The organism is Virgisporangium aurantiacum (genome assembly GCF_016863635.1).
GTDB lineage: Bacteria > Actinomycetota > Actinomycetes > Mycobacteriales > Micromonosporaceae > Virgisporangium > Virgisporangium aurantiacum.
The window spans coordinates 153,514-167,568 of record NZ_BOPG01000011.1 but is presented as its reverse complement, the minus strand read 5'-3'; the positions used below and the strand labels follow the sequence as shown (position 1 = coordinate 167,568).

At 70.8% G+C, this 14,055-nt stretch carries 13 protein-coding genes and 1 pseudogene; 5 read left to right on the top strand and 9 right to left on the bottom strand.

The features are described from left to right. Positions 1-222 precede the first annotated feature (222 nt). Together Vau01_RS08655 and Vau01_RS08650 are read left to right on the top strand one after the other, a co-directional pair. Positions 223-1,727: pseudogene (locus Vau01_RS08655) on the top strand (alkaline phosphatase PhoX). Positions 1,728-1,828: 101 nt separating this feature from the next. Next, positions 1,829-2,764 carry an acyl-CoA desaturase gene (locus Vau01_RS08650; protein ID WP_444546022.1) on the top strand — a complete coding sequence of 312 codons (936 nt, stop codon included), beginning with the start codon at positions 1,829-1,831 and terminating at the stop codon, positions 2,762-2,764. Positions 2,765-2,782: 18 nt separating this feature from the next. Here the strand turns inward: Vau01_RS08650 and Vau01_RS08645 are convergent, their stop codons facing one another. From Vau01_RS08645 to Vau01_RS08630, 4 genes are all read right to left on the bottom strand, one after another. Continuing rightward, a complete protein-coding gene (locus tag Vau01_RS08645) occupies positions 2,783-3,358 on the bottom strand; it encodes an HD domain-containing protein (protein ID WP_203989036.1) in 576 nt (191 codons plus the stop codon). Positions 3,359-3,471: 113 nt separating this feature from the next. After that, on the bottom strand, positions 3,472-5,037 hold the full coding sequence (locus Vau01_RS08640; protein ID WP_203989035.1) for an alkaline phosphatase D family protein: 1,566 nt from the start codon (positions 5,035-5,037) through the stop codon (positions 3,472-3,474). A gap of 327 nt (positions 5,038-5,364) precedes the next feature. After that, on the bottom strand, positions 5,365-6,303 hold the full coding sequence (locus Vau01_RS08635; RefSeq protein ID WP_239151425.1) for an MFS transporter permease: 939 nt from the start codon (positions 6,301-6,303) through the stop codon (positions 5,365-5,367). Next, positions 6,228-6,665: a hypothetical protein gene (locus Vau01_RS08630; protein ID WP_203989033.1), complete on the bottom strand. Its 438-nt coding sequence runs from the start codon at positions 6,663-6,665 to the stop codon at positions 6,228-6,230. The genes Vau01_RS08635 and Vau01_RS08630 overlap by 76 nt, the downstream gene beginning before the upstream one ends. A 107-nt stretch (positions 6,666-6,772) precedes the next feature. On the opposite strand from Vau01_RS08630, the gene mptB reads away from it, so the two are divergent. Next, complete coding sequence (mptB, locus tag Vau01_RS08625) at positions 6,773-8,305, top strand: polyprenol phosphomannose-dependent alpha 1,6 mannosyltransferase MptB (protein ID WP_203989031.1); 1,533 nt, start codon at positions 6,773-6,775, stop codon at positions 8,303-8,305. On the opposite strand, the gene Vau01_RS08620 is transcribed toward mptB, so the two are convergent. Then, positions 8,291-8,503, bottom strand: coding sequence for a hypothetical protein (locus tag Vau01_RS08620; protein WP_203989029.1), 213 nt, complete (start codon positions 8,501-8,503; stop codon positions 8,291-8,293). The two genes, mptB and Vau01_RS08620, sit on opposite strands and share 15 nt — an antisense overlap. Before the next feature lie 72 nt (positions 8,504-8,575). Beyond that, positions 8,576-9,502, bottom strand: a complete 927-nt coding sequence (locus Vau01_RS08615; protein ID WP_203989027.1) for an SGNH/GDSL hydrolase family protein — start codon at positions 9,500-9,502, stop codon at positions 8,576-8,578. A gap of 123 nt (positions 9,503-9,625) precedes the next feature. On the opposite strand from Vau01_RS08615, the gene Vau01_RS08610 reads away from it, so the two are divergent. Next, positions 9,626-10,081, top strand: coding sequence for a PaaI family thioesterase (locus Vau01_RS08610; RefSeq protein ID WP_203989025.1), 456 nt, complete (start codon positions 9,626-9,628; stop codon positions 10,079-10,081). A 41-nt stretch (positions 10,082-10,122) separates the two neighbouring features. Here Vau01_RS08610 and Vau01_RS08605 read toward each other — a convergent pair whose 3' ends face one another. Beyond that, entirely contained in the window at positions 10,123-10,773 is a 651-nt protein-coding gene (locus Vau01_RS08605; protein ID WP_203989023.1) for a CPBP family glutamic-type intramembrane protease, read from the bottom strand. A 182-nt stretch (positions 10,774-10,955) separates the two neighbouring features. Beyond that, complete coding sequence (gene ppk2, locus Vau01_RS08600; RefSeq protein ID WP_239151424.1) at positions 10,956-11,852, bottom strand: polyphosphate kinase 2; 897 nt, start codon at positions 11,850-11,852, stop codon at positions 10,956-10,958. Positions 11,853-11,993: 141 nt separating this feature from the next. On the opposite strand from ppk2, the gene Vau01_RS08595 reads away from it, so the two are divergent. After that, positions 11,994-13,553 (top strand): alkaline phosphatase D family protein, encoded by a 1,560-nt coding sequence (locus Vau01_RS08595; protein ID WP_203989008.1) that lies wholly within the window; start codon positions 11,994-11,996, stop codon positions 13,551-13,553. 14 nt (positions 13,554-13,567) lie between these two features. Here Vau01_RS08595 and Vau01_RS08590 read toward each other — a convergent pair whose 3' ends face one another. Then, complete coding sequence (locus Vau01_RS08590) at positions 13,568-13,939, bottom strand: hypothetical protein (protein ID WP_203989006.1); 372 nt, start codon at positions 13,937-13,939, stop codon at positions 13,568-13,570. Between the last annotated feature and the right edge of the window lie 116 nt (positions 13,940-14,055).

Here is a 14,055-nt window from a genome sequence, read left to right as displayed (position 1 = left end):
GTGGGTTGTCGAACGCTACCCGCCGTCGGTGAGCAGGTGGCCGCCGTCAGGTGAACGGTCGGCTTGCGTTCACATGTGGTGAGCCTTGCCTGAGCACGAACCGCAGTGAACATGGCCCAGCCTACGGGCTTTCGTAACCTTCTGTTCGCCTGCGTGTAAGGCTCGGCTCCGAGGCTCCGGTTGATACCGACCAACCGACTCCGCACTCCAGGAGCGTTCAGCATGACGATCTCTCGTCGCCAGGTTCTCACCAGCGGCACCGCCGCCGGGGTCAGCATCTCCGTCGCCGGCGTGCTTCCGAGCCTCGCCGAGCCCGCGGCGGCACACGGAAACGACGGGCACGACAGCGGTGGGTCGTCCGGCGGGCGTCCGTTCCCGCCGTTGCAGGACGACCCCCAGGGGATCCTCGCCCTGCCTGCCGGGTTCTCGTACCGGATCGTCACCCGCGAAGGTGACACCGACATGTCCTTCGGCCAGGGCAAGACGCCGGCCTACCACGACGGCACCGGCGTCGTCGCCGCGAACCGCAACCGGCTGACGATCATCCAGAACCACGAGATGTCGCCGCACATGTCCCCGTTCGGCGTTCCGCACGTCGCCGGGACGGTCTACGACCCGGGCGCACCGAACGCCGGCGGCTGCACGGTGATCACCACCGACGGCGACGGCAAGCGGACGGGCGAGTGGGTCGGCGTCTCCGGCACCGTGCGCAACTGCGCCGGCGGTGTCACGCCCTGGGGCACGTGGCTGACCTGCGAGGAGGTCTTCATCAACGCCGGCGCCACCTGGTCGGCCGGCGGACAGACGGGCACCTACGAGAAGGGCCACGGCTACGTCCTGGAGGTCCTGCAGTCCGACTCCGCGCACCAGCTGCCCAAGCCGATCAAGGCGTTGGGTCGCTTCGAACACGAGGCCCTCGCCGTCGAACCGAACCAGCGGCACATCTACCTCTCCGAGGACGCCAGCGGCCCCAACGGCCTGTTCTACCGGTGGACCGCGCCGCGCGACGCCCGGCTGGGGGTCGGGCTCGCCGACCGGCTCAGCGACAACGCCGGGAAGCTGGAGGCGATGCAGATCCGCCTCGACGACGGCAGCATCCTGCCCGACGTCGCCTACCTGACCTCGGCGCAGATCGGCCGCCCGTTCAGGGTGACCTGGATCGAGGTGCCCGAGCGTGACGCGGTGACGAAGACGATCCGCACCCAGTTCGCCGACGGCACGGTCACCCGGGGTAAGAAGTTCGAAGGCGTGTGGAGCACCAGCAAGGGCTGCTACATCGTCAACAGCTTCGCCTTCGGCGCCAACGACCTGCCGGCCGACGCGACCAAGCACGACGGCATGGTCTGGTTCTACAACTACTCCGACGAGACGATCACCCTCGTCACGTACTTCCCGCACAACCCGGCCGCCGAGGGCGAGGGTGCGCCGCCGAAGTACGCCGACCTGACCTTCGACGGCCCCGACAACGTCACCGTCACCCCCTGGGGCACGCTCATCCTGGCCGAGGACGGGGTGCGTGCCTCCCACGTGCTGAGCTCCGTGCCGGGCGGCCCGACGTACGCGATCGCCCGCAATCAGCTCGCCATCGGTACGTCGAACGCGCGCCGACCTACTCCGAGTTCACCGGGCCGACGTTCGCTCCCAACGGCAAGGTCCTGTTCGTCAACATCCAGGTTCCCGGCATCACGCTGGCCATCACCGGCCCGTGGGAGCGCTACCTCGACTGAGGCTCGTGCATCGCGGCGGCCGATGGGCGGACATCGGCCGTCCGCGCGGCAGCCACCCGGCGTTCGTCACCCGGCGGCACGTCGGCGTTAGCGTCGCCGGCGTGGCTGAGATCGCTGCCCCGCCTCAATCTCAATCGAAGCCGCTGCTCGGCGGCAAACGCCCGTTGGCGGCACACGTCTCGGTCTACGTGTTCGTCATCGTCCCGCCGCTCGCTCTGCTCGTCGCGATTCCGTTCGCGTGGGGGTGGGGTCTCGGCTGGCACGACGTCGTCCTGGCCGTGATGTTCTATGTGATCACCTGTCTCGGTGTCACCGTCGGCTTCCACCGGTACTTCACGCACGGCTCGTTCAAGACGGGTCGGTGGGTGCGGATCGCCCTCGCGGTGACGGGCAGCATGGCCGTGCAGGGACCGATTCTGCACTGGGTCGCCGACCACCGCCGTCATCACGCCTTTGCCGACCGCGAGGGCGACCCGCACTCGCCGTGGCTGTTCGGTACCGGTCCGGCTGCGCTTCTGCGTGGGTTCTGGCACGCCCATCTCGGCTGGGTCCTCGCCCGTGAGCTGACCAACCAGCGGCGGTTCGCACCCGACCTGATGGCCGATCGCGACATGCGGGTGGTGCATCGCCTCTTCGGCCCGCTGACGGTCGCCACGCTTGCTCTGCCGGCCGTCCTCGGGGGACTGCTGACGTGGAGCGGGTGGGGCGCGGTCACCGCGTTCTTCTGGGCCGGGCTCGTTCGGGTGGCGGTACTGCACCACGTCACCTGGTCGGTGAACTCGATCTGTCACATGATCGGCGATCGCCCGTTCGCCGCGCGGGACCGGTCGACGAACGTCTGGCCGCTGGCGATCCTGAGCATGGGCGAGTCGTGGCACAACCTGCACCACGCCGATCCCACCAGCGCGCGGCACGGCGTGCGCCGAGGCGAGATCGACATCTCCGCACGGGTGATTCGGATCCTTGAACTCCTGCGCCTCGCGCACGACGTCCGATGGCCCGACGCGGCCCGGATCAGCCGCTTCCGCAAGGCGTGACGGCGTGCGCTTTGGTGCTCAGCGCTCGGAGTGGCCGTGCCGGGCGAGGCGACGTTCGATCCGCTCGGCCACCGCACGAAGGTAGGGCTCGCGTTCGGGACGCGCGGCGGCCTGCGCGGAGTCCGGCCCGTGCCGGAGGAGGGCCTCGGCGATGCGTTGGTCGACGCTGACGCGGTGTCCGTCGGGGTCGACGGTCTGGTCCGCGTAGGTCAGCGCGTCCGCCAGTGTCGTCACCTCGCATGGATAGATGGCCAATTCGCCGTGTAGTCCGCGTTCGCGGGCGACGTGCAGCGCGCCGGAGTGGTGGGCGACCAGGGCGGTGATGCGGGCGGGCCAGTGGGTGTGCTGAAGGTGGCGGGCGCCGTCGAGCGGGTGGAACCCGGTGTCGGTGACGGTGGGCGCGTATCCGATGTCGTGGAGCCAGGCTGCGGCTATCAGAACATCCGGGTCGTCACCGTCGAGCGTGTGGATCAGGCCCTCCGCGCGGCGGGCGACGCCGACGGTGTGCCGCCACCGCTGCGGAAGCGGGGCGAGCAGCACCTGTGCCTGGTCCCGCGCGGCATGGATCAGCGGCGGCAAGCCCGACTGGTTCACCCGGTCAGGCTAGCGTTTTCGCCCATATGCTGACGAGCATCCTAATCCAGACACCTTGTGTTTGCCTCCGATTCACCTCGACCGCGGCCCCGCGCGGGCATCGTCCGCCGGGATCATGCCGGCGTCAGGGTGGAGGCGCCGGCGGGGACGACGTAGGACGCGGTCGTGGTCACCGGTGACTGGCGGACCTCGATGCTGTCGACCGTGCGTACGTCGGTGCGCCAGCTGTGCCGGTCGATCGCGCAGCGGAGGTAGCCGCGCCGGGAGCCGTCGAAGTACCGCACGTGGGGGTTGAGGGTCGGGTTGGCCGCCTTCAGGGGCGCGTCGAAGGCGATCGGGAAGTCGGAACTGATGGAGGTGGCGACCATCTCGACGGCCACCGGCCGCTGCTCCGGGCGGTCGAAGTCGACCCGCAGTTCGCTGAGCCAGGTGGAGTGGATGTCGCCGGCCAGCACGACCGGGTTCGACACCCGCAGGTCGGCGAAGCGCTGCAGCAGCCGGGCCCGTTGTGGCGCGTACCCGTCCCACTGGTCGAGGTTGGCGATGACCGGCGGAACGGGTCCGAGGAAGTTGGGGAACCGGATGCGGCTCATCATCACCTGCTGCGCCACGACGTTCCAGCGGGCCGGCGAGTCGGTCAGGCCGGCGGTCAGCCAGCGTTCCTGGTAGGCACCGGTCAGCGTGCCGGCGGTGTTGGCGGTGCCGGCCGCCTCGGGTCCGAAGTCGCTCGGGAAGCCGCCGGGCTGGTCGGTGCGGTACTGGCGGGTGTCCAGCACGTTGAAGCGGGCCAGCCGGCCGAAGTCGAACCGGCGGAAGATGCGCAGATCGGGGCTGCCGGGGCGCAGGTCGGCGCGGATCGGCATGTGCTCGTAGTACGCCTGGTAGGCCGCGGCCCGTTGGCGGGCGAACTCGGCGACGGTCTGCCGCTTGGCGCCGGTGTCGTCGATCTCGTCGATGAGCCCGGCGTAGTTGTTCTCGGTCTCGTGGTCGTCCCACGTGACGATCCAGGGGAACGCGGCGTGCGCGGCCTGCAGCACCGGGTCGGTCTTGTACTGCGCGTGGCGGGCGCGGTAGTCGGCCAGCGTGCGCAGCTGGTCGAGGCCGGGCGTTTCCGGCGTGGTGTGCTGGCGGTCGGCGAACCGGCTGGCCGGGTCGTTCTCGTAGATGTAGTCGCCGAGATGCAGCACCAGGTCCAGGTCCTCCTCGACCAGGCCGAGGTAGGCGGGCCAGTAGCCGTTCTGGTAGTCCTGGCAGTTGGCGATGCCGAAGGTCAGCCGCGATGCCGACCGCGGTGCGGTTCTCGTGCGCCCGACCGGGCTGAGTTCGCCGAGCGCCTTGAACCGGTAGAAGTACCAGTCACCGGGCCGCAGCCCCCGGGCGTCGACGTGCACCGAGTGCGCCAGTTCCGGCCGCGCCAGCGTCCGCCCCGAACTGACCACGTGCCGGAACCGCTCATCGCGGGCGACCTGCCAGGCCACCTCCACCGCCCGGTCCGGCAGGGGATTGCCGGGGCGCAGCAGCCGGGTCCACAGGATCACGCGGTCGGGCAACGGGTCACCGCTGGCGACGCCGAGCGCGAACGGTGCCCCACCACCGGTGGCCGACGCCGGCTGGGCGAGCACGGACGGCGCCACGGCGGTCGCCGCCGCGCCGGCGAGGATCTGACGTCGAGTGATCATGGGTCCTCCATTGGACACGCCGCATTCCGTCACATGCTCGCGCACCGATGGATCCTCGCATCGAACGCCACATGGACACCAGCAGAATCCGGCCACGTGGCTTCTTTTCACGTTCGCACCCGTCGCGAGCAGACCATGGCGTGGAATGGAGACGGACGGTTTCGGCCGGATGAACAGTGTGGCGGGAGGTGGACGCGATGGCGAAGAAGTCGAAGAAGGACAAGAAAGACAAGAAGAAGAACAAGAAGAGCAAGAAGAAGAAGTAGACAGCAGTACCGCCGCGCCGGCCCGCCGGACAACGGGCCGGCGGCGGCCGGTGGACGCCGATCAGACCGCGGCCGGCGAACGCCGCACCGTGTGGCGCAGCCACCCGAGCGGGCGGACCCGTTCGATCGGCAGGAAGCTGAGCATCGCGACCTGTTGCGGCAGGAACGAGATGGTGATGGTCGCGATCGTCATCGCGTGGAACAGATAGAAGAATCCGACGGCAAGGTAGCGCGCCCGGCCGCGGAGAACGAAGACCACCGGGCTGAGGAGTTCGAACGCGAGGATGGCGACCTGCGAGGCGATGAGAACGCCGGGTACCGGCGCGATCGCGTCCGCGAGGTCCGTGCCCCGGCGCAGGAACGCCCGGGCGAGCACCGAACCGGTCGCCCAGTCCGGGCCCGCGTAGCGCATCTTGGCCCAGAACGCCAGGAAGTACGTGCTGACCACGGCGAGCTGGGTGACGCGCAGGCCCCACCCGCCCGGCCGGGTGAGCACGGGATCGCCGTGGCGGGCGGGTCCCGCGGTGGGCAGCACGGCCAGTGCGACCAGGAAGGCGAACCGGTCGTGGTCGACCTTCCCGTAGCTCATCGCGATCAGCATCCATTCGAGGTACAGGACGAGGACCGTCGTACCGAGCACCCGGGGCGCCCGTCCGGTCGCGGCCACCGCCGCGGCCGCGAGCAATGCCCAGAACACGACGTCGACCAGCGTTTCGGTCGGCGTCGGCAGCGGCAGCATCCGGCCGACCAGCAACGGCCGGTACGCGTCGCCGGGCAGGTCGCCGTGGGCCCGCACCCACGGCGTGAACACCACCAGATCGCCGACGACGAACAGGTACACCGCCGTGCGGAACGCGGCAATCCGGCCCAGCGGAACCGGCTCCGTGAGCCACGCGACGGCACGCCGGACTCCCCGCGCCGCGCTCACGGCACCCACCAGGTCGCGACGGTCTCGTCGCGGTAGCGGCCGGTCGGCCGGCTCGCTCTGATCTCGTGCCATCGGACGACGATGCGCACCTCGGTCAGCCGGAGGGCATCGGGGTGGCGTCGACGGTACGCGTCGACAATTGCCGACAACCGCTCCGGTTCGGCGACGTAGCGGTCCCTGTTCTCCTCGATCTCCGCGCGACGGATCCCGGTCGCCTGCTCGTCGAGTGCCACCGTGCGGTGCCCGCTGTCCGTGCCCTCGACGCGAAGGTCCGGCGCGTCCTCGTTCGGGCCGTTGACCCCGGCGTACATCCGGAACGGCCCGAACGGGAACATGTCGTCGGTGCCCACCGTCGTGCCGGCGAGGAGCACGGCGGCACCGAGCAGCGTCGCGACGACCCGCGCCACGAGCCCGCTCCTGGAAACGGTGATCATAGGCCCGGCACCCTACGGGTCCCGGGTGAACGGGCGTCATCCGTTGTTCGCCCGGTGGCCACGGCGAGCGGCCCGCGGTGTTCCCCCGGCCCGCCGAACATCGACGCGTGGCACTGGTCCGGGTACCAGCGGTGCGCGCGTTGTCGCGTCTGGAGCTGCTCCGCTACGCCGGTTTCGGCGCGACGTGCCTCATCGCGGCCGGCGCGTACGGCGCCGGTGCGTTGGCGTCCGGCGATCCGGCGCCGACCCTGCGCGTCGCCGGCCTTGCGTCGACCACCGCGCAGTTCCGGATCGGACTCGTGCTCGTGCTCGCCGGATCGGCGGGACTGATCGCCGTGTGGTGGCGGCTGTCCGACGCGATCCCGGTTCGCACGGGATGGCTTGCGACGACGGGCCTGTTGTGGGCGGTGCCGTTGCTGCTCGCACCGCCGCTGGCCAGCCGCGACGTCTACTCCTACGCCTGCCAGGGATGGCTATACGGAACCGGTCAGAGCCCGTACCGGGTGAGTCCGCTCGACGGTCACTGTCCGTGGACGGACGCGGTCGCGCCGACGTGGCTCGACACTACGGCGCCCTACGGCGCGGCGGGAATCGCAGCGACGGCCGTCGCGGCGTTGCCGTCCCGCCTGGCACCGGCCGACGTTCGGCTCGTGGTCGTCGTCACCGTGCTGCGGATGCTCGTGGTGGCGGCGATCCTGCTCGCCGCGGTGGCGGGCGCACGGCTGGCAAAGCGCTGCGGGGTCCTGCCCGGTCGGGCCGCGACGGTCGGCCTGGCGACGCCGCTGGTCGCCCTGCACGGCGTGTCCGGCGCTCATCTGGATGTGGTCGTGCTCGCGTTGGTGATCGGTGGCCTGTGGGCGGCGACCACCAGGGTCTCGCAGGCGCGCGCGGCCGCTCTCGTCGGTCCCGCGGTCGCCGGTGTCCTCATCGGCCTGGCCGCCGGCGTCAAGGTGGGCGCGGTCGTCGCGCTGCCGTTCGCGGCGATCCTCGCGGCGCAGGCCGGGTCGGGCGACCGCGCGGTGCCGGGCCGCCGTGTGTTGGCCGCGATGCTGCTGACGGTCGGCTGCGCCACGGCGACGCTGACGGCCGTGACCGCCGTTCTGGGCCTGGACGTCGGCTGGGTCACCGCCCTGTCCGGCACCGCGAGTCTGGTGCAGTGGACGTCGCCTCCCACGGCGGTCGGAATGTCCGCCGGCTATCTGCTGCGTATGACGGGGCACCCGGAGCTGTTCGACCCGGCGGTGTTCCTCGCCCGCGTCGCCGGCGTCCTGCTGTTCGCGGCCGCGTTCCTGGCGCTGTTGGCGCGGGCGTGGCGGCGGCGCACCACGACTCGTGCCGTGGTCGCCTGCTGCGGCCTGGCGTTGGTGGCGAGCATCGTGCTCGCACCGGTCTTCTATCCGTGGTACGCGTTGACGCCGCTGGCGATTCTCGCGCTGGCGACGCCCGGCCGGCGTGGCGTTTCCGGAATCATGGCGGCGACGACGGTTCTGATGCTGCTGGTGATTCCCAACGGCCTCGGCGTCGCGACGTTGACCAAGGCACCCGGCGCGTTCGCGGTCACCGCCCTGGTGGTCACGGCCCTGGCGATTCCGCGGGGCCGGTCGACGTCCGCGACCGGGAACCCATCACCCGCCGGTTGAGTGGACCGGTGCGGCGTCGCCGACCTGGGCGAGCAGGCCGAGGGCGGTCGCGGTGTAGTGGCGGCTGGCGGCGACCGACTCGGCCAGGGCGGTATGGCGTTCACCCCAGGCGACCTGACGCGACGCGCACAGCGTACGGCGTACGGCTTCCAGCTGTTGGAGGTGCTGGTCGAGCAACCTCACCACGTCGTCGTGCACGGCTGTCCCCCTGACAACCCCGTTGGGTCACCTTGAACCGCGCCGCCGGGGGATCGCCGCCGCAAGCACAGGTTACTCAGTGCCGCCCGCCGTGTGGTGGACATCGAACGACGCGACGGGGACGCACGGCTCGATGCGGGCCAGCGCCGCGGCGACCTCGTTCCCGACGTGCTCGTCGAAGCGGTTGGCCATGCCGCGCACGCCGAACCACCACTCGGCCGCCACCATCGCGGTCAGACCCGGCACCAGATCCGCGCAGCGGTGCAGGATCCAGCGGGTCCCCTTGGTGAGCATCCACCCGGCCCGCGCGCTCCGGGTCGGTTCGGCGTGCTCCGGCTCCAGCGCCGGAAGGCTTGCCACCGGGTATCCGTCGGCGCCCAGCGCGTCCGCGAAGCACCGGGCCAGGAGCCGGTGACCGCGTTCGCTGGGGTGCAGCCGATCGATGCTCCACATCGGACGGTCGTAGACCGCGGGAAGGCGCGCCAGGTCGGCGTGCACGGTGCCGAAGCGCGCCGCGATCGCGTCGGTCATCTCGTTGATGGCACCGATCCGGCGGCCCAACGGCCGGGCCAGCGAGGCGGGCAGGCGGAGCATGCGGCCCGGCTCGGGCAGCCGCGCGGTCAGCACGACCGCACCCTGCTGGCGCAGCATGGCGACGCATCGACCCAACGCGTGGCCGATCGCCGCGACGTCGAACCGGCCGCGCAAGGTGTCGTTCGCGCCGACGAGGACCGAGGCGATGTCCGGGCGGAGCCGCAAGGCGGCGGTCAACTGCCCGTCGGCCACGTCGTCGGCCCGCGCTCCGCTGGCCGCCAGGTTGTGCAGTTCCACGTCCGCGGGTCCCGACAGCGCCGAGGCCAGCAGCTGCGCCCAGCCGCGCCAGGTACCGTCGGGCATCGGGTCGCCGATGCCCACCGTCGTGGAGTCGCCGAGCGCGGCGAAGCGGATCCGACGCGGAGGACCCGTCACGGGTGCCTGCGTCACCACTGTGATCGACACGCGATCACAGTGATCGACACGGCCGTGGGACCGGCCACACGTCGATGACCACACGGCGAAGAGTTGGCGACATTTCCCGCGTGGGCGATCGGCTGTTAACCCGGCGCGGCCAGCATTCGAACCGTGAACGCCACCGACCTTGTCCGCACCCTGTTCGACGCGGTACCCGTGCATCGCACCCTCGGTCTCACCGTCCGGCACGCGATCGACGGGGTGGCGGCCGTGGAGCTGCTGACCGTACCGGCGCTGCGGAACGTCATCGGCTCGCTGCACTCCAGCGGACTGATCGCCCTGATCGACGCCGCGGGCCTCGGCGCGATCGTGTCGGCCGCGACCGAGCCGGCACAGGTCGCCGACATCGTTCCGCTGGGCGCTGCCGCGTCGCTGACGTTCCGGGCACCGGCCCGTGGGGTGCTGGTGGCCCGCTGCGCGCTCACCGCCGACGAGCGCCGCGAACTGGGAAAGGTGTTCAGCGGCGCGGCCAAGCGGATCCGCACCGTCACCGCGGCAGCGGTCACCGACGACGCCGGGGTCGTGGTGTGCGAGGGCACCTTCGAGTGGAGCGTTCGCCGTAGGTGAGGCGCCGTGAGACCGCACCGGCTGTGGCAGCCGGCGGCCGCTCAGCGGGCGGTGGCGCCGTGGTAGAACAGGTCGCCGAGCCCGACGGTGAACGCGAGCACGCCGTACAACGCGTGTTCGACGGCGGCGGCGAGCAGCGACCGGCTGCGCTGGTACCGGCGTGCGAACAGCCACCCGCCGATCAGCGTCAGCAGCACCGACCACACCGACCCGAACATGAGATGGGCGAACCCGAACGCCGCCGTGCCCGCCGCGGCGGCTCCCCGCGTGTCCGCTCCACCGAACACCGGCCCGTACCGGTGCAGCAGGAACGCCCGGTAGATCAGCTCCTGCGGATACACCGACACCAGCGGGTACAGCACGACGACCGCCACCCACAGCAGGGGCATCCGTCGCGGGAGGTCGAAGAGCCGGTCCGGTGCGACCACGGCGATCGCTACCACGCTGACGACCACGGCCAACCCCCACAGGGCGACGATCGACCGGACCTGGCCCGGCACGGCAGCCGCTCGCAGGAGGTTTGCCTGTTCGAAGGTGGGGTCGCGGCGCAACATCAGCCACGCCGCCACCGCGAGCACGACCAGGGGCGGTATTGGGCCGCCCGGGCTGCCCGCGAGGATGAACAGGCCCACGACGCCGTAGAAGAGCACGAGGTACTCCACGAGTAGCCGCGCATGCCGACGGTCGATCATCCGCCCACCCTGCCGGCTCCGGGAAACGTCGGGTCGAACGGACCGGCTCCCGCCGTTCAGGTCGTGTTCACCGATTCACCGGCACAGGGCCCGGTCGATGGTGGCGCTGACCAGCGCCTGGCGGGCGGTCGCGAGGTCGGGATCGAACGTGTCGGCGAGGTCGGCACCGGGCGCGCTGATCGTCAGTCCTTGACCGAGTCGCGGCCACGCTGGACGACCAGCGGATCCGCGGGGTGGACCACCGAGTCGTCCTTGCCGTCGTAGTCGAACTGGTTGAGGAAGAACCGCATCGCGTTGATGCGGGCGCGTTTCTTGTCGTTGCTCTTGATCGAGGTCCACGGAGCGTGGTCGGTGTCGGTGCACTCGATCATCGTCTCCTTGGCGGCGGTGTAGGCGTCCCAGCGGTCGAGGGACTCGATGTCCATCGGCGACAGTTTCCAGCGACGCACCGGGTCGATCTGCCGGATCGCGAACCGGGTCCGCTGTTCGGAATGGGTCACCGAGAACCACAGCTTGGTCAGCGAGAAGCCGCTTTCGATGAGCATCTCCTCGAACAGCGGAGCCTGCCGGAGGAAGATCTCGTACTCACGATCGGTGCAGAAGCCCATCACCCGCTCGACGCCGGCGCGGTTGTACCAGGACCGGTCGAACAGCACGATCTCCCCGGCCGTGGGCAGCTGGGCGACGTAGCGGTGGAAGTACCACTGGCCGCGTTCGGTCTCCGTGGGCTTGGTCAGGGCGACGACCCGGGCCGCGCGCGGGTTGAGGTGCTCCATGAACCGCTTGATCGTCCCGCCCTTGCCGGCGGCGTCGCGACCCTCGAACAGGACGACGTGCCGGGTGGCGGTGTCCTGCGCCCAGTACTGGAACTTCAGCAGCTCGATCTGCAGCTGGTACTTCTCCGCCTCGTAGACGTCGCGGTCGAGCCGCTCGTCGTACGGGTAGTCTTCGCGCCAGGTCTCGACCGGGCTGCCACCGGGATCGATCAGGTCCGGATCAGACAGGTGCTCGTCGTGCCGCACGCTGTATCCGCTGTTCAGAAGGTGGTCCAGGTACTCCCGGAAGTTCTCACGGATCACGCCCTCAGTATCGACCCGGCGACCCGCCATGAGAACGGCCGTGTTCTGATCGCCAGCCCACGTTCACGGCGGGTACATTCCGGCGCCCGGGTCCGGCGATAGACCAACGGGGACGGTGGTCGCGTGAGGGAGGGGAATCCCGTGGGCTCTTCGGTGTGGAACCGGCGACAGGTTCTTGGGGCGGTCGCGGCGGCGACGGCCGGCTCCGCGGTTCCCGCGGCATTCGGGACGGCCGCCCCGGCCGGCACGACGGCCAGCCCCGCGGCCGCACCGACGTTGGTGCGGGCCGGACGGCCGCGGCTGACGCACGGCGTGCAGAGCGGTGACGCGGTCGGCGACGCCGCCAACATCTGGACCCGGGCCGACCGGTCGGGGCGGATGGTGGTCGAGGTGAGCAGCCGACCCGACTTCCGGCACGCCCGGGTGGTCACCGGCCCGGTCGTGGGCCCGGCCACCGATTTCACCGGCATGGTGCGGGTGCGCGGGCTCCGGGGCGGCGCCCGGACCTACTACCGGGCCTGGGTGACGGCCGACCACGGCCTGGCCGGGGAACGCCTCACCGGTTCGCTCATGATCCCGGGGCGCCGCGACGGTATCCGTTTCGTCTGGACCGGTGACATCGCCGGGCAGGGCTGGGGAATCAACCCCGACATCGGCGGGATGCGAATCTTCCGCGCGATGCGGGCGCTGACGCCCGACTTCTACCTGTGCAGCGGCGACACCGTCTACGCCGACGGCCCGATCCAGCCGTCGGTCACGCTGCCCGACGGCCGGGTGTGGCGCAACGTCACCACACCGGAGAAGAGCAAGGTCGCCGAGACCCTTCCGGAGTTTCGTGGCCAGTACGCGTACAACCTTCTCGACGCCAACCTCCGGGCTTTCCTGGCTGAGGTGCCGCAGATCAACCAATGGGACGACCACGAAGTGACCAACAACTGGTACCCGGGTGAGGTTCTGACCGACGACCGCTACACCGAGAAGCGGGTCGACGTGCTCGCGGCGCGTGCCAGGCAGGCGTTCCACGAGTGGGTCCCGATCACGTCCGGTCCGCTGTACCGGTCGTTCTCCTACGGTCCCCTGCTCGACGTCTTCAAGCTGGACATGCGGACGTACAAGGATCCGAACGACGGCAACACGTACGCCGATCCCGCCCGTGGCCTGCTCGGCGCCGAGCAGCGGGAGTGGCTCGTCCGGGGCCTGCGGCGGTCGCGGGCGACCTGGAAGGTCATCGCCAACGACCTGCCGCTCGGCCTGGTCGTTCCCGACGGCGCGGCGGCGCAGGAGGGTGTCGCCCAGGGCGACCCCGGCGCCCCGCTCGGTCGCGAACTGGAGTTCGCCCACATCCTGCGGGCCGCGCACCGCGCCGGGGTGACCGGCATCGTGCTGCTGACCGCGGACGTCCACTACACCGCGGCGCATCATTACGACCCCGGCCGCGCCGCCGTCACGGACTTCACCCCGTTCTGGGAATTCGTGGCCGGGCCGGCCAACGCGGGCGCCTTCGGCCCCAACGCCCTCGACGCGACGTTCGGCCCGCAGGTCGTGTTCAGCAACACGCCGCCCCAGGCGAACACCTCGCCGATGGATGGCTTCCAGCACTTCGGCGAGGTCGACATCGACGCACACACCCGCGCGATGACCGTGCGGCTGCGCAACCTCGACGGCGTCCCCCTGTGGTCGACCACGATCCCCGCACCCTGATCCGGACCGTGCCCTCAGCCGTCGGGCACCGGCTCGGACGTTGCCGGCTCCGTCCGCCGATGGGCGGTCACCGTTTCGCGGAGCGCCCGGTGCAGCGCTGCCGGCCCGTGCCGGCGGTCGAAGTCGGCGGTCGCCCGGTCCAGAGCGAACCCGCGATGACCGCGGGCGATCTCGGCGGCCGAGCGCAGCGTCCGGTCCAGATCGTCGGAGCCGAGGCGTCGCGCCGCGTCGGCGGCCCGGTCGAAGGCCTCCACCCGCAGATGGTCCAGGGCATAGCTGAGACCTCCGCGGCGCAGCGCCTCGACGGCAGGCACGAGGAGCCCCAGGTCGTCGTCGGCCGATCGGCCACGGTGTGCGTGGTGGATGATCCGGTCCACTTCGTCCACGACAGCCTCCCCGATCCCGCGCCTGCCGGCTCCAGCCTCATTCGGCGATGACGACGACCGGGTGTCGCCGGGATGAACATCGCGTGCACCACAGCGGCGTCGGCGTCACCGGTGAC

Coding starts and splice junctions, on each gene's coding strand:
- Vau01_RS08640 (WP_203989035.1), bottom strand. CDS start 5,037: ATGATCACTCGACGTCAGATCCTCGCCGGCGCGGCGGCGACCGCCGTG.
- Vau01_RS08635 (WP_239151425.1), bottom strand. CDS start 6,303: ATGGCACGAGATCAGAGCGAGCCGGCCGACCGGCCGCTACCGCGACGA.
- Vau01_RS08630 (WP_203989033.1), bottom strand. CDS start 6,665: ATGATCACCGTTTCCAGGAGCGGGCTCGTGGCGCGGGTCGTCGCGACG.
- Vau01_RS08605 (WP_203989023.1), bottom strand. CDS start 10,773: ATGATCGACCGTCGGCATGCGCGGCTACTCGTGGAGTACCTCGTGCTC.